A 15,733-nucleotide genomic window follows, 5' to 3' on the forward strand; every position below is an offset into this window, starting at 1 on the left:
TTGCGCATACTAAGAGCCGACGACCTGATAGAGGTGCCTTGGAAAAATGGTGGCGGCACGACGCGCGAAATTGCCACTGGCATCACAGATCAACATGTAGTCTGGAGGATAAGCCGCGCGGATGTTGCACAAGACGGTGCCTTTTCAGACTTTACCGGATTTATCCGCATACTGACTGTGGTTTCTGGCGGTGGTATGGTGTTGGAGCACGAAAACGGCACGCTGGATGCAGAATTGTGGGACCCAGTGCGATTTGATGGCAACCTTAGGATCAACTCACGCCTAACACGTGGGGCTTTGACCGATCTGAACCTGATGTTTGATCCGACCTTTTGCGAAGGAGACGTGATCGTCCGCAGGGGTCCGTTTGAACAGGTCATTTTGCGCCCCGCATTCGGCATTGTCGCGTTGCATGTACTGTCAGGTGGCCCAACGATGAATGCCGCGCGACTGACTACTGGCGATACCGCGTTTCTTGATGAAGCAGATGCGGCACTGAGCTTGGGCGATGGGGACGCAATGCTTGAAATAAGACTTCGCTATTTGGACCTGAGCGACAACGTTAAGCTCTGCATTGGCAAGCCTTAAGATGATGCTTTCTCGTTGCGACCAAAAGAAGCCTGTTTGGCAAATCGTGATCCTTAAACATTGGACATCACGATAGAATTGCCCTCTTGCTAATGGCAACACTGGGAGGATGAACGATGGCACTTACGGCAATAATTGAGGCGCATGGAGGATCAGAGCAATTCAAATTGGTGGACGTCGCAGTTGGTGAACCGGGGAAAGGCGAAGTCCGCATTGCACATAAAGCAGTCGGCCTGAATTTCATCGATGTGTACCAGCGTACCGGGCTTTATCCGATGCAATTGCCCCACGCGATGGGCATGGAAGCCGCCGGTGTGATTGAGGCCGTGGGCGAGGGGGTGACCCATCTGAAAGTCGGTGATCGTGCTGCCTATGCATCGAACCCGCCGGGGGCCTACGCTGAGGCACGGGTGATGCCTGCCGCTCAGGTCTGTCCGCTGCCTGAAGGTATCTCATTCGAGGAAGGGGCCGCGATGATGCTCAAGGGCATGACGGTGGAATACCTCTTTCACCGCACCACGCCTTTGAAATCAGGGGATACGGTATTGTTTCACGCGGCGGCCGGTGGCGTGGGCCTTTTGGCCTGCCAATGGGCGCGCTCCGAAGGGATCACCCTGATCGGCACGGCGGGAACGGACGAGAAATGCCAGCTCGCGTTGGATCACGGCGCAACATATTGCCTGAATTACCGCAGTGGCGATTGGGTGGCGCAAGTGCGCAGCCTGACCAGCGACAAAGGTGTCGATGTGGTGATGGACGCGGTGGGCAAGGACACGTTCGACGGATCGCTCGAATCCCTGAAGCCACTCGGCATGATGATCACTTTCGGAAATGCATCTGGACCGGTGCCGCCTTTCGACGTCGGAATTCTGGCGAAAAAGGGGTCTCTGAAAATAACCCGTCCAACACTGTTCACCCACATTGGTGACCACGCAACCTGTCAGGCGATGGCAACACACCTTGGCGAAAAAGTGCTGGCCGGAGACGTGAAGATCAACATCGGGCAGCGGTTCGCCCTGCGAGATGTGGCAAAAGCGCATGAAGCTTTGGAGGCGCGCAAGACAACAGGATCCACTGTGCTGGATATCTAGGGCACCGCGGATGGGCCATGCCCGCCCTCAGTTGGCGATTTCAGGTGTCGGTCCCGGCAAAAACATCAGCGAACTGATCCCGCAGAATATTCTTTTGTAACTTGCCCATGGTATTGCGCGGGAACGCATCCATCACGACAAGTTTCTTGGGTTGTTTGAACCGTGCAAGCTGTTTGCCCAATGCGGCCATGATGGTATCGGTCGACAGATCGGCACCGGGTTCAGCCACCAGCAACCCGACCACGCTTTCGCCAAAGTCCGGGTGCGGCACACCGATAACGGCGCTTTCCAGCACACCGGGTTGTTCGTCCAGGATCAGCTCAATCTCTTTGGGATAGATATTGTAGCCGCCAGAGATGATCAGGTCTTTGTTGCGTCCGACAATCGTCACATAGCCATCGGCGTCGATCAGGCCCAGATCACCAGTGATAAAGAAACCATTGCTGCGCAGCTCTTCAGCAGTCTTTTCGGGCATCTGCCAATACCCTTTGAACACGTTTGGCCCACGTACTTCGATCTGGCCAATCTCGCCTTGCGCGACCTTTTTACCGGTTGCCGGATCGATGATGTTGAGATCCACACCGGGAAGCGGAAAACCAACAGTCCCGGCGCGACGCTCACCATCATAGGGGTTCGAGGTGTTCATATTGGTCTCGGTCATGCCATACCGTTCAAGGATGCGGTGACCGGTACGCTTTTCGAACCGGGCATGTGTTTCAGCCAGCAAAGGCGCGGAACCGGATACAAATAGCCGCACATGTGCAGTGAGATCGGCGGTAAATCTTTCGTCGTCAAGCAGCCGCGTGTAGAAGGTTGGCACGCCCATCATCGTGGTGGCCTTTGGCATATGGGCGATCATCTGATCGATATCCAATTTGGGCAAAAAGATCATTGATCCACCTGCTACAAGTGTCGTGTTGGTGGCCACAAAAAGTCCGTGGGTGTGAAAGATCGGCAAAGCATGCAGCAAGACATCAGCATCGGTGAACCGCCAATAGTCTGCCAGTGTCTGCGCGTTAGACAGCAGATTGGCTTGTGTCAGCATCGCCCCTTTGGAACGGCCTGTGGTACCTGAAGTATACAAGAACGCCGCGAGATCGTCGGCAGTGCGGCTGACGGTTGCAAATGTATCAGGCAGGTCTGCGGACATATCGATAAAGCTGCCAGTGCCATCTTGATTGAGGGTCTTGAGGGTTGCGCCGTAAGCGTCGGAAACGGGGGTGAGTGCTGCTTTGGCCTTGTCCGTTGCCAGCACAAGCTTTGCGCCGGAATTGCCGATGAAATAGTCCAGTTCTGCCGCTGTATAGCCGGTATTGAGCGGTAAAAAGATGACGCCGGTCTGAACGCAAGCGGCATAGACGGCCAAGCCTTCGGGCGACTTTTCGATCTGTGCCGCCAACCGATCGCCGGGTGCCAAGCCCAGCGTCGTTATCGCATTGGCATAGCGCCCCGCCATGCGCACAAAAGCATCATGGGTCAGCGTTGGCGCATTTGGCAAATGCAGAAAGGGTGTCGATTTTCCGGCATGGCACCCGAACAGAGTATCATAAAGCAGATTGGCCATAGCACTTTCCAGTTTGTCAGGCGTTCGATTTCAGGCGCTGTTGGTTATCGCCTTGCGCGTCAGAGAGCGCAATGCAGAAGAATATGCCACCTTCCGGCTGGTCGCCAAGGAAGTTTACCATCGGCCCCGCCAGATTGCGCCCTGCGGTTAGGCGACCCCCATTTGGGCGCTTTACCTCAAGCAGGTCGCGGCGCGGTTGCGAGGATCCGAACCGGCACCTGTGGTAAGCTAAAGTGACGCTGCAAGCAGTTGTTGTGAATAGGGCTGGACAGCTTTCATAGCCCGAAGCGCGTCCACGCCCAGAATCTCAACGATTTCACCGTCTTTCATGACGGCCAGCCGATCACACATATGTCCAACGACGGATAGGTCATGTGACACCATCAAATAGGTCAAATCCCGATCTGCCCTCAAATCCGCAAGCAAGTTCAGGATTTCGGCCTGCACAGACACATCCAATGCGGATGTCGGTTCATCCAGCAGCAGCAAACTAGGTTCCGGCGCAAGCGCGCGGGCAATTGCCACACGCTGACGCTGACCACCAGACAACTGATGGGGATAGCGGAAGCGAAACTTTTGACCCAGGCCCACATCGTCGAGCAGTTTCACCACGCGCCCATCTATGTCTTTGAACCCGTGCAAGTGCAGCGTTTCGCCCAGAACCTGATCAACGGAATGACGTGGGTGCAGCGAGGCGTAGGGGTCCTGAAACACCATTTGCACGGTTTTGAAGAAGGCCTTGGGCCGCTTTTTACCTATGGCCTGCCCTTCAACAGAGATTGCGCCCGACCAATTTGGTGCAAGACCGGTTATGGCGCGCAGTATCGTCGATTTGCCCGACCCGCTTTCACCGACAAGTCCGAAACTTTCGCCCAGACCCACGTCGAAAGTGGCACCTTTTACAGCGTCGACACGGTCGCGGTTTCGACCAAACCAGACGTTCAAATCACGGATTTCGAGCATGTTCATATGCGGCCACTCACGCTTGGGGTGACAGACCATTCCGGGTCACGCTGCAACACGTCCAACCGGTCTCTTGGTGCGTCCAGCCGTGGAAGCGAGTTTAGCAGACCGCGCGTATAGGGGTGCTTTGCCTCATGCAGTTTGTCAGCGTCGCAAACCTCGACAATGCGGCCCGAATACATGATCAGCACCCGGTCGCAGAAATCAGCCACGAGATTCAAGTCGTGGCTGATAAAGATCAGGCCCATCCCGCGCTCTTTCACCAGCTTATCCATGATGTCGAGCACCTGACGTTGCACAGACACATCCAAGGCGCTGGTCGGTTCATCAGCGATCAGGATTTCAGGGTTCGGGATTAGCATCATGGCGATCATGATCCGCTGCCCCATGCCGCCAGACATCTCGTGAGGATAGGCGCGCATCACCCGTTCGGCGTCGCGGATTGACACAGCTTCGAGCATCTCCAGCGACTTGTTGTAGGCGTCGGATTTTGACGCAGAGTTATGCAACCGGTAGGCCTCGATGATCTGGTCGCCGATGGTCATCACCGGATTGAGCGAGAATTTGGGGTCCTGCATCACCATGCTGATGCGCTGTCCGCGCACTGCCCGCATGTCTTTTTCGGATTTCTGGAGGAGGTCCACACCGTCGAGGCTGATCTGATCCGCCTCGACAATGCCGGGGGGTCGGATCAGGCGCAAAATGGCGCGTCCGGTCATTGATTTGCCCGAACCGCTTTCGCCGACGATGCCGAGACGTTCCCTGCCCAAGGTAAAGGACACACCGCGCACTGCGTCGAATACGCCGTGGCGGGAGGGGAATTTCACCCAAAGGTTCTGCACATCCAGAAGCGTTTGCATCATTCACCTGCCTTGGGGTCAAGGACGTCACGCAACCCGTCGCCCAGTAAATTGAAAGCCAGCGAAACCGTAAAGATCGCCAGCCCCGGCACAGTCGCAACCCACCAGTAATCCAGAATAAAGCGCCGCCCTTCAGAAATCATCGCGCCCCATTCAGGGCTGGGCGGTTGCGCGCCAAGGCCAAGGAAGCCCAATCCGGCAGCGGCAAGGATAATGCCCGCCATGTCCAGCGTGACCCTTACAATGAGCGACGAGATGCACAGCGGCCAGATGTGTTTGGTGATGATCCTGAGTGCCCCAGCACCCTGCAATTTGATTGCACTGATATAATCAGATGATCGGATTGTCAGCGTTTCCGCACGTGCTATGCGTGCATAAGGGGGCCAGGCCGTAAGCGAGATTGCAAGCACCGCATTTTCGATCCCGGCCCCTAGGGCGGCGACAAACGCCAATGCCAGAACTAGACGCGGGAAGGCCAGAAAAATATCGGTAATGCGCATCAGAACTGTATCAGTCCAGCCGCCGACATAGCCCGAAACGGTACCCACCAGAAGACCGGCAATTGGCGCGATCAACGCCACAAGGGCCACGATATAAAGTGTGATCCGCGCGCCGTAGATCAGTCTGGACAGGATATCGCGCCCAAGGCTGTCCGTGCCAAAGACATGCCCGTCCGTCCACAACGGCGCGAGCCGGTTGCCCAAGTCTTGGACGAAGGGGTCATGCGGTGCGATGATTGGGGCGGCGGCGGCGATCAGGACCAAGGCAACAAGTATCCCCAATCCAATCATCGCCATCGTATTTGACTTGAACGACAGCCAGCCCTGATAAAGGGCCGACAGCTTGGCGTGGCGTCGGGATGTCGGCGTCTCGGTGACCAACCATTGGTGCAGACTTTGTGTGTCGGCCATTATTTCGCCCTCGGATCGAAGACCTTGTAGAGCAGGTCAGAGAAGATATTGAGCAGGATGAATATGAGACCAACAACGACGGTGCCACCCAAGACCGCATTCATGTCCGCGCTAAGCAGGGCTGTGGTAATATAGCTGCCAATGCCCGGCCATGAAAAGATGATTTCCGTCAGCACCGAGCCTTCAAGCAGGTTCGCGTAGCTCAACGCAATGACAGTGATCAATTGCACGCGGATGTTCTTGAAAGCGTGCTTCCAGACAACATCCCATTCAGACATGCCTTTGACCCGTGCGGTGGTGATATATTCCGCGCTAAGTTGTTCCAGCATGAACGACCGCGTCATGCGGCTGACGTAGGCCAGCGAATAGTAACCCAGCAGCGATGCGGGCAGAACGATGTGCGAAAATGCATCTTTGAAAACATCCCAATTTCCGTCCAATGCGGCGTCAACAAGGATCATGCCCGTCACACTGGGCACCACATCGACGTAAAAAATGCCAACGCGTCCCGGTCCGCCAACCCACCCCAGAATGCCATAAAAGACCAGAAGGCCCATCAGGCCCAACCAGAAGATTGGCATGGAATACCCAACCAGCGCCACAACGCGGGCGATCTGATCTATCCAGGAGCCTTTGCGCACAGCCGCCAGCACACCCAAGGGCACGCCAAGCACAACTCCAAAGATAATTCCCAGTGTCGCGAGTTCCAGGGTGGCTGGAAAGACACGCGCGATGTCCTCTGAGACGGGGCGCGCATTCAATAACGAGGTGCCAAAATCCAGATGCAGCACATCCCAGAGATAGTAGAAAAATTGCACGACTAGCGGTTTGTCCAGCCCCAGCTGAAAGTAGACCGCGTCATAAGTTGATTGCGATGCCCGCTCGCCCACGATGGCCAGTACCGGGTCGATCGGCATAACGCGACCGATGATGAATGTGATGAACAAAAGGCCAAGCATGGTGACCGCGACAGAGCCTACTGTCAGCAGCATCGTGCGCAAGAACGGCCAGACCTGCTCTGACAGAGGCGCCCGCGTGGGGCGCCTCTGATTGTTGTCCTCGGAAAGGGCCACTTACTTGGTAACCTGCCAGTAAGCAGCCGATGTCACAGCCTGACCGGTGGACCAGTTGGTCACATTGTCACGCAGCGCGGACTGTTCAATCTGTTGGAACATGATCACAAAAGGAGAGATTTCCCGGAATTCTGCCTGAATATCCAGATACATCTGCACCCGTTTGTCGCGATCTCCTTCGGTCACTGCCGCCTCGACCTTTTCGGTCAGACCGCCCGCGTCCCAACCCGTACGCCACGCCAGAAGGCCTGTCGCATTGGCTTCGTCCGAGTTGTCAGGGTTATAGGCAAAGGTACCGGCATTGGTTTGTGGATCAGGATAGTCCGGTCCCCAAGCCCCCAGGTACACATCCAGTTCCCGCGCACGATACCGCGCAAGGATTTGCTTGGCAGTACCCACGGTGATGTTCACCTTGATGCCAGCCAATGCAGCAGCGTTTTGGAAGGATTGACCAATCTCGATACGTTCCTGCGCCTCACGTACGCCGATTTCGACCTCAAGGTTTTCCACACCAGCCGCTGCCAAAAGTTCTTTGGCTTTTTCGATGTTATACGAAAACGGGTTTTCTTCGGATGCGCCCAGATATGTCGCGGGCAGGAAGTTCTGGTGGATGGTGTACTGACCCTTGAGGAAGCTGTCGCGCATGCCTTCGTAATCGATCAGGTATTTGAACGCCTGACGGACTTCGGGTTTGGACAGCACAGGGTGTTTCTGGTTCAGCGCCAGATACATCAGACGGCCTTTCAGCTCATCTGTGATTTTCACCCCATCCGCAGCGGTTGCACCTGCAATGTCTTCTGGGTTCAGGTTGCGCGCGATGTCGATGTCGCCGCGCTCCAGCAGCAGACGCTGGGACGCGCTTTCGATGACGTGACGTACGATCACACGCTCCATCGCCGGGGCACCGCCGTAGTAGTCGGGGTTCGACGACAGTGTCACGCTTTCATTGGGCTTCCAACCGTCCAGCTTGTAAGGACCAGAGCCTGCCGAATTGGTTTTCAGCCAAGTGTTGCCCATATCGCCATCAACTTCGTTGGCCATCACGACTTCTTTGTCGACGATGCCGCCGATGGTGGATGTCAGGCAGTTCAGCACAAAGGACGTCGCGTATTTCTTGTCCGTCGTGATCATCAGCTTGTTGCCGTCGGCCTTGATGGTCTCGGCCACGTTCTCAGGCGTAAATCCAAATTGGGTCAGGATGAACGCTGGGGTCTTGTTCAGGATGACCGCGCGCTGCAACGAGAAAGCGGCATCTTCTGCCCGCACCGGATTGCCCGAATGGAATGAGACACCATCGCGCATCGTGAAGGTGATCGTCTTGCCATCTTCTGAGACTTCCCAGCTTTCTGCCAGATCGGGTTTATAGCCAGCGGCCAAATCCAGTGGGTCGAGATTGACCAGCCTGTTATAGACATTGCGGCTGATGTCGGAGCCCGCAAACTCAAAGCTCTCTGCCGGGTCCAGCGTCGTCACATCGTCGATACGGTGCGCGATCACCAGCATGTTTGCCGGCGTCTCAGCATGAGCTGAGAACGACGTCACGCTGACCGCCAGGCCAATCGCAACGCTCGTCAGTAGTCTGTTAAAAGCATTCATCGTAAGAACCTCTCCTGTTCCGTTTCAATTATATCTACGTGCGGCTTGGCGGGTCATGCGCCCCAGGTTTTCTTAAGCACACGCAGCCAGTTCCCGTGGCATAGCTTGACCATCAACGCGTCGTCATAGCCGTGCCTTGCCATTGCTTGCCTCAATTTAGGCAAAGATGCACAAGAGGTAAGCGCCTCCGGTACAATCGCCCCGTCATAGTCTGAGCCCAGGCCCACACGGTCTTCGCCCAGATGCTCGATCAGGTGATCGAGATGCCTGATCATCTGTTCCAATGGCACTTCCGCAACCATACGCCCATCGTCACGCAGGAACGCGACCGCAAAGTTCAGCCCAACCATGCCATCACTTTCGCGGATCGCAGCAAGCTGTTTGTCGGTCAGGTTGCGGCTGTGCGGACAGATCGCATGCGCATTTGAATGGGTCGCGACCAGCGGTTTGCTGGAATGTCGCGCCACATCCCAGAACCCTGCCTCATTCAGGTGCGACAAGTCCACCATTATCCCCAATTCATCGCACCGCTGGATCAGCCGCAATCCGTGATCCGTCAGCCCGTTGCCGATGTCAGGTGTGCTTGGATAGCGAAAGGGCACGCCATGCCCGAAGATCGTGGATCTGCTCCAAACCGGACCGATGGAGCGCAGGCCAGCCTGATACAGGACCTCAAGGGTATTGAGATCCGGATCAATCGCTTCTGCGCCTTCGATATGAAAGATCGCGGCGATTTTTCCGGTTTTCAGCGTCACTTCAATGTCCCGTGTTGTGCGGCAGATCGTCAGCGCATTGCGCTTTTCCAGATCAAACAGGATTGCAGCCTGAGACATGACCACCGGAAACGCGTCCTCCCAGTCAATCGGTTCAGGCAGAGGGAGATCGTAGGTCGGTTTGACCATCTCGTTGAGCTTGAAATCGAGATCGGCAGGGGATGGCACATAGACCGCGAAAAACCCGCCACCAAATCCGCCAGTTCTTGCGGAGGGGACATCAATCGCGCCATCTCGTCCGGTCACAAAGCTTTCTGCGGCTTTTGCACCGCCATCGCGGTACAGTTTCAAAAGTACATCGTTGTGGCCATCGAAAATGGCAGGTGATGTCGGATCACTCACGTTGCTTTTACCCCCAGAAATATCAAATCAGCTTATCCCATAAATTCTCATGGACCAGCCTCAATTACTTGATATTATCTCATACTATGATGATACTTATGTAGAGGCTTGGATGGGCACCAAAATATGGCATAGCCTACCAGAATATCAGGCCCTGCGCGCATTGATGGAAAGTGGGACAACCTCAAAGGCGGCCATTCGGCTGGGTCTTTCGCAATCCGCAATCAGCCGGTCCATCGCGAGCCTTGAGACCCGAACCGGTCGGACATTGTTCGAGCGCGATGGTGGCAGGTTGCGTCCTACCAACGAGGCCGCGCAGATGAACCGGCGTCTGGACCCCTTGTTTGAAGCGTTGGACCGCATTGATGGGCCGCCGGAAGTGGCGCGGGAAACGTTGCGAATTATCGCGCCGCCGACCTATGCGCATCGCTTTCTGGTCCACCATATTGCGACCTTTCTTAAACTCAACCCTCACTTCTTTGTCAGCCTTGAGGTGGCACCCTCTGAGGACGTCATTCGCGGCATAGTTGACCAGCGTTTTGACCTAGGAGTTACGGGTGTGGAGCTGTCCCGTGACGGCGTGAAATTAACACCCTACCGCAGATCCAGCGCTGTCTGTGCCATGGCGAGCGATCATCCATTGGCCGACCGTGACGAAATTCACCCCATGGATTTGGATGGTCAGGCGCTGATTGCGCTGACCCATCGACACGCCCGTCGCGCACAGCTTGAGAAAGTTTTGCATGGCAGCGGTGTCACATCGCACATCGTAGCCGAAGTCTCGACATCGGTTGCTGCCGTAGATCTCGCCAAGGAAGGGCTTGGCATTGCGATCGTCAACCCCTTTCCGATTGTGCAGTATCGATCAGAGGGTGTTGCATTCCGTTCATTTGCATCGCCAATCGAATATCGGAGCTATTTCGCGACACCCGATCACGGTCCGACCTCCAGCATGGCCCGGTCATTCATGCGCCACCTGAGATTACATACCGCGAAAGATTTCTTTTCAGAAAAGGCCTGATTGATGCCGTCGCAATCTTCTGGCCCTTGTTTGCATTCAGCGCCGAACCGCCGGATACAAAATTGATTTAGGCGCAAAGAGAAAAATACGCAATTCAAGTCATTTCACGTATTTTGTGCCAAGGCAGACCCGAAGCCGGCACTCAAAAACCTCACCGGTGCGCGCGCGTTATCCCAAAATAGAGGCCAAAAACTCAGCTTTTGTCATTTCTTCCGCTGCAGGAATTTGAGACCGGACCAATCCCCATCTACGGCACAGACTTTGACATCGACCCAACCCGTCGGCAGAACAACCTCGCGAATGCCATCTTCGGTCAAGTCGACAAAAAGTTTGGACGATTTCTTGGGCCAGGAAATCCAGACCATCCCGCCTTCTGTGGCACTGTCCAGCGCGTGCCGGATATCCGCCTCAAGATCGGCGCGGGTATCGCAGAAAAGATGCACCATATCGGCCTTGGTCGCGTTTTGAACAAAGGCCACCCCATCGACGCCAGCCACCAGTGTTGGATAATTTTCGGGCGCATTGACCAGCAAACAGGTCATGCCGGGCTTCAGACCAAGTTTCTGAAACAAGGGTTTGCCAGAATAGCCGAATTGCTCTGACTTTGTGTTTTTCTCCGTCACTGGCTTGCTCCGGGATATCTTTGTCTCAGGCGCGTGCGTCGGATCCATAGCTCTGAACATCTCTGTTGCACTAATTTTCACGCGTCGGCAGATCTGAGGCGTCGTCGTTTACGAGAAGTTTCATCATGCAGCGCGATCCATTCAAACACCACCGGTTTCCGCCAGATATAGTTCTCTTTGCGGTGCCCTGAAACTGCCGCCTCGCCCTATCCTGTCGAGACCAGCGCCAACGGACGTAAAGGCAGCACGGGCCTTTCTAAAGCAAGCCTGTGAGAGCGTGCGACACTATAAAGCCCGGACCCATCAGCATCGGCAAGGCCCATTGCTGTGCTCGAGTGATCGGAAGAACAACAAGTTCAAAAAAGAGCCTTAGGCCGATTAACGCACAGACCTCTTTCTACTTTCTGGCACCGACGGCGTCGTAATGCGCCCCAAATCAGCGTCCGGGAATTTGATCTCGTGCTGTGGGTGTGTCCCAGTTTTCGATCAGCTCCATTGCTTCTGCGGCTGTTTCAACGAAACGAAACAGGTCGAGGTCTTCGACCGAAATGGTGCCTGCGTCCGCCAGCGCATCCCAGTTTATAATCTTTTCCCAAAAAGCGCGACCAAAGAGCAAGAACGGTACGCGTTGCATCCGTCCGGTTTGGATTAGGGTGAGGGATTCAAACATTTCATCCAATGTCCCAAAACCACCGGGAAAGACACAGATTGCCTTTGCGCGCATCAGGAAATGCATCTTGCGAATCCCAAAGTAGTGAAAGTTGAAACAAAGGTCGGGCGTGACATATTCATTCGGGGCTTGCTCGAACGGCAGCACAATGTTCAACCCGATAGATTCCCCACCGGCATCCATGGCCCCGCGGTTGCCGGCCTCCATCACACCTGGTCCGCCACCGGTTACGATGACGCCTTCCTTCCCGCCGTTTTCCATTGATTTCAGCGTCATCAGCCGGGCGAATTCGCGCGTTTCATCATAGAAATGCGACAACTCGGCCAGAGTCTCGGTGCGCGCTGTCGCTTTTTTTGACGGCTCCGGAATACGTGCTCCGCCAAACAGGACGATGGTTGATTTGATGCCATGCGCATCCAGGCCCATTTCTGGTTTCAGCAGTTCCAGCTGCAGTCGAACGGGGCGTAATTCCTCCCGGCACATGAATTCGCCATCGGTAAAGGCGAGGCGATATGCGGGCGCGCGGGTCTGTGCGGTATCAGGCGCTTCGGCAGCGGCAGTGCGGTCTGTGTGCGCGTCACGCAACGGGTGACGGCGGTTGGCTTCGTTCATGGATATCTCCGGTTATACGTTGGGATCAAAGTGGCCCGGTTGCCCGGAACATGCAACGGGTCTGTGTTATTCAAACCTGGATCGTGCTTTTGAAAAAAGGGGTGATGGCGGCACGATCCGAGCGGGAATGATTGCGCCAACCCAAGCTGAGCGCTATAGCGCGGTAACAGTTATTCAGCAGTCGGAGACGAACCCCATGTCCAACGCCCAACTCGAGACCGCCATTGAAGCCGCATGGGATACCCGTGACCAGATCACCTCAGCGACAACAGGTGAAACGCGCGATGCGATTGAGGACACGCTGAATGCGCTGGATTCAGGCAAGCTGCGCGTGGCGGAAAAGCAGCCGGATGGCAATTGGCATGTGAACCAATGGGCCAAAAAGGCCGTATTGCTGGGGTTCCGGATCAAAGATATGGAACACCAGGAAGGCGGCGCGCAGGGTGCCGGTTGGTGGGACAAGGTTGACAGCAAATTCAAGGGCTGGGGCGATAACCAGTGGAAAGCTGCAGGTTTTCGTGCCGTGCCGAACTGCGTCGTACGCAAATCCGCATTTATCGCGCCGGGCGTTGTCTTGATGCCATCTTTCGTCAACATCGGTGCCTATGTCGACAGCGGCACCATGGTAGACACCTGGGCCACTGTCGGCAGTTGTGCACAGATCGGTAAGAACGTGCACCTGTCTGGTGGTGTTGGCATTGGCGGCGTGTTGGAGCCGATGCAGGCCGGACCAACAATCATCGAAGACAATTGTTTCATTGGTGCGCGATCCGAAGTGGTCGAAGGCTGCATCGTGCGCGAAGGCTCCGTTTTGGGCATGGGTGTGTTCATTGGCCAATCCACCAAGATTGTGGATCGTGAAACCGGTGAAGTGATGTATGGTGAAGTCCCATCAGGATCGGTTGTGGTTGCTGGATCAATGCCCTCAAAGAACGGTGTGCATCTGTATTGTGCCGTGATCGTGAAGCGTGTCGACGAACGTACCCGGTCCAAGACCAGCATCAACGAGCTGTTGCGCGACTAAGGGTGTATTCCATCGCCGGGAACCAAATGCCGTGTTGCGCAGTTTAACAGGCGGAGGGCCAATGTCGGCCTGACTTCTAAGGGAATAACACATGGGTATCGGAATTATCGGAGCCATCATCGTAGGTGGCCTTGCGGGGTGGATCGCCAGCATGATCATGAAGGCAGACACTGGCCTGATCGCAAATATCGGTCTGGGTATTGTGGGCGCGGTTGTCCTGAACTTCATTTTGGGGCTGTTCAACATATACGCGGCTGACGCTTGGATGCCACAACTGCTGGTCGGTTTGGTCGGTGCGTGCCTCGTCATTTGGGCATGGCGCGCAATACGCGGGCGCAGCTGACCCTTTTCAAGGTCGCATGGACACGTTAGGGCTGCTGCGAATTTATTTGCGGCAGCTTTTTCATGTCTGACACCAAGAAACCCAAAAAACCGTCTCGCCAGCAGGTCTATACGCTGTTGGTCGAGATCGGACGCAAGGACGGCGATGGCCTGCCTGAAAAGGCGACCGGCGCTGCGCTGATGTGTTTTGCCTCTGGCGTGGATGAGGCAGAAGCCGTGCGTGAAACGGTTGCGATCCTAAAACAGGCGGATACCAACCCTTTGGATGTCACCGGCTATGGCACCTTGGCTGACCGCGAGGCCGAGGGGCACGAGATTGACGATGAAGAACGCGGCCTGATGCAGCGCGCGCTGGAAGAGAATTCTGTGATCGTCGCGCAGATGACGCCGTTTTTTGACTGAGATTATTTCGGCGTGAAAGACATACTCTGCCCTTGTAGTGAAACGCCACCAGTGATTGACGGGATTTCAGCCGTTTTCTGGATCAATTCGCCCGATGGTACCGTGAAGTTCTAACTCAAAACGGACCTCTATCGTAGCTTTGCCAAGGTCGACCTCGCGGGACTTTGCCGCCGTTTGAGCACCTCAAGCGAATGTCTGCATTGGAGACACCGAGCCTGCAAACTGGACTAGAGCAGTTGTTTTGCGCGCTCTTGCAAAGTGGGGACCACATCTGTTTCGAACCATGGGTTTGTCTTTAGCCACCCGTTATTTCTAGGGCTCGGGTGGGGCAAGATGAGGTTCTTTGGCCAGACATCGACCCATGATCTTACCGCATCTGTCACAGTACGCCCGGAATATTCTGGCAAGTGCCAATCAATGGCGTATCGACCAATAACCAGCGTTAGCTCGATGCCGTCTAATATCTCCAGGATGCTGTCCCGCCACGCAGGCGCACATTCGACACGCGGAGGCAGATCGCCGCCCTTCCCGGTGCCGGGAAAACAGAACCCCATGGGGAGAATTGCAATCTTTGACGCGTCGTAAAATGTGCCTCTATTGATCCCCAACCAACCCCTTAATCGATCTCCAGATGGATCATCGAAAGGAATGCCTTTTTGGTGTGTTATGCGCCCCGGTGCTTGCCCAACAATCAAAAGCTTTGCTGTGGAACTGATTTGAAGGATCGGGCGCGGACCAAGCGGCAGGCCTTTGCATATCTTGCAGGCACGCACATTCTTCAAAAGTATCTGAGTAGTTGGCTGTTCGGCCATGCCTAGCCCTCAAATTTCATGGGCCACACCATGCGCGCGGCCTTTTGCAATTGCCAGGACCTACGGGGCAATGGCGGTTCGATCTTCGGACTGGTGCAACCCAACGACTGCCGGAACGGGGAGACCGAGGACCATATAGTACCCGAATTTCACTCCTGCGAATCCCATAACGATAGGCGCGGCCACAAAGGTCAGCCTGACCAAACCATCCACTGTGAAATGGAGGCTGTAGGGCAGAACCTGAACAATACCCGGATGATGATCTGTCAGTACGTTCAAAACAGAGGCTGCAACGCCCGCAGCAACCGACAGCCAAAAGACCAATGGGGCCGTTTCACCCAGCCCGAACAGGAATGGCATGGCGATCAGACCGAGCGCGACAGGGTAGTCGAGATAGGCGTGGACCGATTTGGTGATGCAGCGTAGGAACATGATTACTTCTTTCTCTTAGCGGCGCTGATATTCA

At 55.4% G+C, this 15,733-nt stretch carries 17 protein-coding genes; 6 read left to right on the top strand and 11 right to left on the bottom strand.

Annotated features, from left to right (window positions below; all coding sequences use genetic code 11):
* Together ACEWL3_RS01140 and ACEWL3_RS01145 are read left to right on the top strand one after the other, a co-directional pair.
* Complete coding sequence (locus ACEWL3_RS01140) at positions 1 to 588, top strand: HutD/Ves family protein (RefSeq protein WP_386177203.1); 588 nt, start codon at positions 1 to 3, stop codon at positions 586 to 588.
* Between the two features lie 116 nt (positions 589 to 704).
* Positions 705 to 1,679 (top strand): quinone oxidoreductase family protein, encoded by a 975-nt coding sequence (locus ACEWL3_RS01145; protein WP_386177204.1) that lies wholly within the window; start codon positions 705 to 707, stop codon positions 1,677 to 1,679.
* Between the two features lie 40 nt (positions 1,680 to 1,719).
* On the opposite strand, the gene ACEWL3_RS01150 is transcribed toward ACEWL3_RS01145, so the two are convergent.
* The 7 genes from ACEWL3_RS01150 to ACEWL3_RS01180 all read right to left on the bottom strand — a co-directional run bounded on the left by ACEWL3_RS01150 (position 1,720) and on the right by ACEWL3_RS01180 (position 9,761).
* On the bottom strand, positions 1,720 to 3,243 hold the full coding sequence (locus ACEWL3_RS01150; RefSeq protein ID WP_386177205.1) for a malonate--CoA ligase: 1,524 nt from the start codon (positions 3,241 to 3,243) through the stop codon (positions 1,720 to 1,722).
* A 228-nt stretch (positions 3,244 to 3,471) separates the two neighbouring features.
* Positions 3,472 to 4,212: an ABC transporter ATP-binding protein gene (locus ACEWL3_RS01155; RefSeq protein WP_386177206.1), complete on the bottom strand. Its 741-nt coding sequence runs from the start codon at positions 4,210 to 4,212 to the stop codon at positions 3,472 to 3,474.
* Positions 4,209 to 5,066 carry an ABC transporter ATP-binding protein gene (locus tag ACEWL3_RS01160; protein ID WP_386177883.1) on the bottom strand — a complete coding sequence of 286 codons (858 nt, stop codon included), beginning with the start codon at positions 5,064 to 5,066 and terminating at the stop codon, positions 4,209 to 4,211. Before ACEWL3_RS01160 ends, ACEWL3_RS01155 begins: the two co-directional genes overlap by 4 nt.
* The gene (locus ACEWL3_RS01165) at positions 5,066 to 5,977 is read right to left on the bottom strand and encodes an ABC transporter permease (protein WP_386177207.1); all 912 of its coding nucleotides are present in this window, start codon (positions 5,975 to 5,977) and stop codon (positions 5,066 to 5,068) included. Before ACEWL3_RS01165 ends, ACEWL3_RS01160 begins: the two co-directional genes overlap by 1 nt.
* The gene (locus ACEWL3_RS01170; protein WP_386177885.1) at positions 5,977 to 6,969 is read right to left on the bottom strand and encodes an ABC transporter permease; all 993 of its coding nucleotides are present in this window, start codon (positions 6,967 to 6,969) and stop codon (positions 5,977 to 5,979) included. The genes ACEWL3_RS01165 and ACEWL3_RS01170 overlap by 1 nt, the downstream gene beginning before the upstream one ends.
* 81 nt (positions 6,970 to 7,050) lie before the next feature.
* Positions 7,051 to 8,646 carry an ABC transporter substrate-binding protein gene (locus ACEWL3_RS01175; protein ID WP_386177208.1) on the bottom strand — a complete coding sequence of 532 codons (1,596 nt, stop codon included), beginning with the start codon at positions 8,644 to 8,646 and terminating at the stop codon, positions 7,051 to 7,053.
* Positions 8,647 to 8,699: 53 nt separating this feature from the next.
* Positions 8,700 to 9,761: a dipeptidase gene (locus tag ACEWL3_RS01180; protein ID WP_386177209.1), complete on the bottom strand. Its 1,062-nt coding sequence runs from the start codon at positions 9,759 to 9,761 to the stop codon at positions 8,700 to 8,702.
* Between the two features lie 49 nt (positions 9,762 to 9,810).
* On the opposite strand from ACEWL3_RS01180, the gene ACEWL3_RS01185 reads away from it, so the two are divergent.
* Positions 9,811 to 10,782, top strand: a complete 972-nt coding sequence (locus tag ACEWL3_RS01185; RefSeq protein ID WP_435000476.1) for a LysR substrate-binding domain-containing protein — start codon at positions 9,811 to 9,813, stop codon at positions 10,780 to 10,782.
* Positions 10,783 to 10,985: 203 nt separating this feature from the next.
* Here the strand turns inward: ACEWL3_RS01185 and ACEWL3_RS01190 are convergent, their stop codons facing one another.
* Together ACEWL3_RS01190 and ACEWL3_RS01195 are read right to left on the bottom strand one after the other, a co-directional pair.
* Positions 10,986 to 11,405 carry a hypothetical protein gene (locus ACEWL3_RS01190; protein ID WP_386177211.1) on the bottom strand — a complete coding sequence of 140 codons (420 nt, stop codon included), beginning with the start codon at positions 11,403 to 11,405 and terminating at the stop codon, positions 10,986 to 10,988.
* Positions 11,406 to 11,841: 436 nt separating this feature from the next.
* Positions 11,842 to 12,687: an LOG family protein gene (locus ACEWL3_RS01195; protein WP_386177212.1), complete on the bottom strand. Its 846-nt coding sequence runs from the start codon at positions 12,685 to 12,687 to the stop codon at positions 11,842 to 11,844.
* A gap of 196 nt (positions 12,688 to 12,883) precedes the next feature.
* Between ACEWL3_RS01195 and dapD the strand changes: the two genes are divergently transcribed.
* The 3 genes from dapD to ACEWL3_RS01210 all read left to right on the top strand — a co-directional run bounded on the left by dapD (position 12,884) and on the right by ACEWL3_RS01210 (position 14,455).
* Positions 12,884 to 13,711 carry a 2,3,4,5-tetrahydropyridine-2,6-dicarboxylate N-succinyltransferase gene (gene dapD / locus ACEWL3_RS01200; protein WP_114880226.1) on the top strand — a complete coding sequence of 276 codons (828 nt, stop codon included), beginning with the start codon at positions 12,884 to 12,886 and terminating at the stop codon, positions 13,709 to 13,711.
* 91 nt (positions 13,712 to 13,802) lie between these two features.
* On the top strand, positions 13,803 to 14,054 hold the full coding sequence (locus ACEWL3_RS01205; RefSeq protein WP_386177213.1) for a GlsB/YeaQ/YmgE family stress response membrane protein: 252 nt from the start codon (positions 13,803 to 13,805) through the stop codon (positions 14,052 to 14,054).
* 62 nt (positions 14,055 to 14,116) lie between these two features.
* Complete coding sequence (locus tag ACEWL3_RS01210; protein ID WP_386177214.1) at positions 14,117 to 14,455, top strand: DUF8846 family protein; 339 nt, start codon at positions 14,117 to 14,119, stop codon at positions 14,453 to 14,455.
* A 227-nt stretch (positions 14,456 to 14,682) separates the two neighbouring features.
* On the opposite strand, the gene ACEWL3_RS01215 is transcribed toward ACEWL3_RS01210, so the two are convergent.
* Positions 14,683 to 15,267 carry a uracil-DNA glycosylase family protein gene (locus tag ACEWL3_RS01215; protein WP_386177215.1) on the bottom strand — a complete coding sequence of 195 codons (585 nt, stop codon included), beginning with the start codon at positions 15,265 to 15,267 and terminating at the stop codon, positions 14,683 to 14,685.
* Between the two features lie 60 nt (positions 15,268 to 15,327).
* Complete coding sequence (locus ACEWL3_RS01220; protein WP_386177216.1) at positions 15,328 to 15,699, bottom strand: hypothetical protein; 372 nt, start codon at positions 15,697 to 15,699, stop codon at positions 15,328 to 15,330.
* Between the last annotated feature and the right edge of the window lie 34 nt (positions 15,700 to 15,733).

The sequence above is a fragment of the Sulfitobacter sediminivivens genome (assembly GCF_042611115.2).
Lineage (GTDB): Bacteria > Pseudomonadota > Alphaproteobacteria > Rhodobacterales > Rhodobacteraceae > Sulfitobacter > Sulfitobacter sediminivivens.

Bases quoted from the DNA above. Each gene is read 5' to 3' on its own strand.
- ACEWL3_RS01185 (WP_435000476.1), top strand. From the start codon at position 9,811: ATGGACCAGCCTCAATTACTTGATATTATCTCATACTATGATGATACT.
- ACEWL3_RS01205 (WP_386177213.1), top strand. From the start codon at position 13,803: ATGGGTATCGGAATTATCGGAGCCATCATCGTAGGTGGCCTTGCGGGG.
- ACEWL3_RS01145 (WP_386177204.1), top strand. From the start codon at position 705: ATGGCACTTACGGCAATAATTGAGGCGCATGGAGGATCAGAGCAATTC.
- ACEWL3_RS01195 (WP_386177212.1), bottom strand. From the start codon at position 12,687: ATGAACGAAGCCAACCGCCGTCACCCGTTGCGTGACGCGCACACAGAC.
- ACEWL3_RS01210 (WP_386177214.1), top strand. From the start codon at position 14,117: ATGTCTGACACCAAGAAACCCAAAAAACCGTCTCGCCAGCAGGTCTAT.
- ACEWL3_RS01170 (WP_386177885.1), bottom strand. From the start codon at position 6,969: ATGCTGCTGACAGTAGGCTCTGTCGCGGTCACCATGCTTGGCCTTTTG.
- ACEWL3_RS01215 (WP_386177215.1), bottom strand. From the start codon at position 15,267: ATGGCCGAACAGCCAACTACTCAGATACTTTTGAAGAATGTGCGTGCC.
- ACEWL3_RS01220 (WP_386177216.1), bottom strand. From the start codon at position 15,699: ATGTTCCTACGCTGCATCACCAAATCGGTCCACGCCTATCTCGACTAC.
- ACEWL3_RS01165 (WP_386177207.1), bottom strand. From the start codon at position 5,977: ATGGCCGACACACAAAGTCTGCACCAATGGTTGGTCACCGAGACGCCG.
- ACEWL3_RS01175 (WP_386177208.1), bottom strand. From the start codon at position 8,646: ATGAATGCTTTTAACAGACTACTGACGAGCGTTGCGATTGGCCTGGCG.
- ACEWL3_RS01160 (WP_386177883.1), bottom strand. From the start codon at position 5,066: ATGCAAACGCTTCTGGATGTGCAGAACCTTTGGGTGAAATTCCCCTCC.
- dapD (WP_114880226.1), top strand. From the start codon at position 12,884: ATGTCCAACGCCCAACTCGAGACCGCCATTGAAGCCGCATGGGATACC.
- ACEWL3_RS01155 (WP_386177206.1), bottom strand. From the start codon at position 4,212: ATGAACATGCTCGAAATCCGTGATTTGAACGTCTGGTTTGGTCGAAAC.
- ACEWL3_RS01150 (WP_386177205.1), bottom strand. From the start codon at position 3,243: ATGGCCAATCTGCTTTATGATACTCTGTTCGGGTGCCATGCCGGAAAA.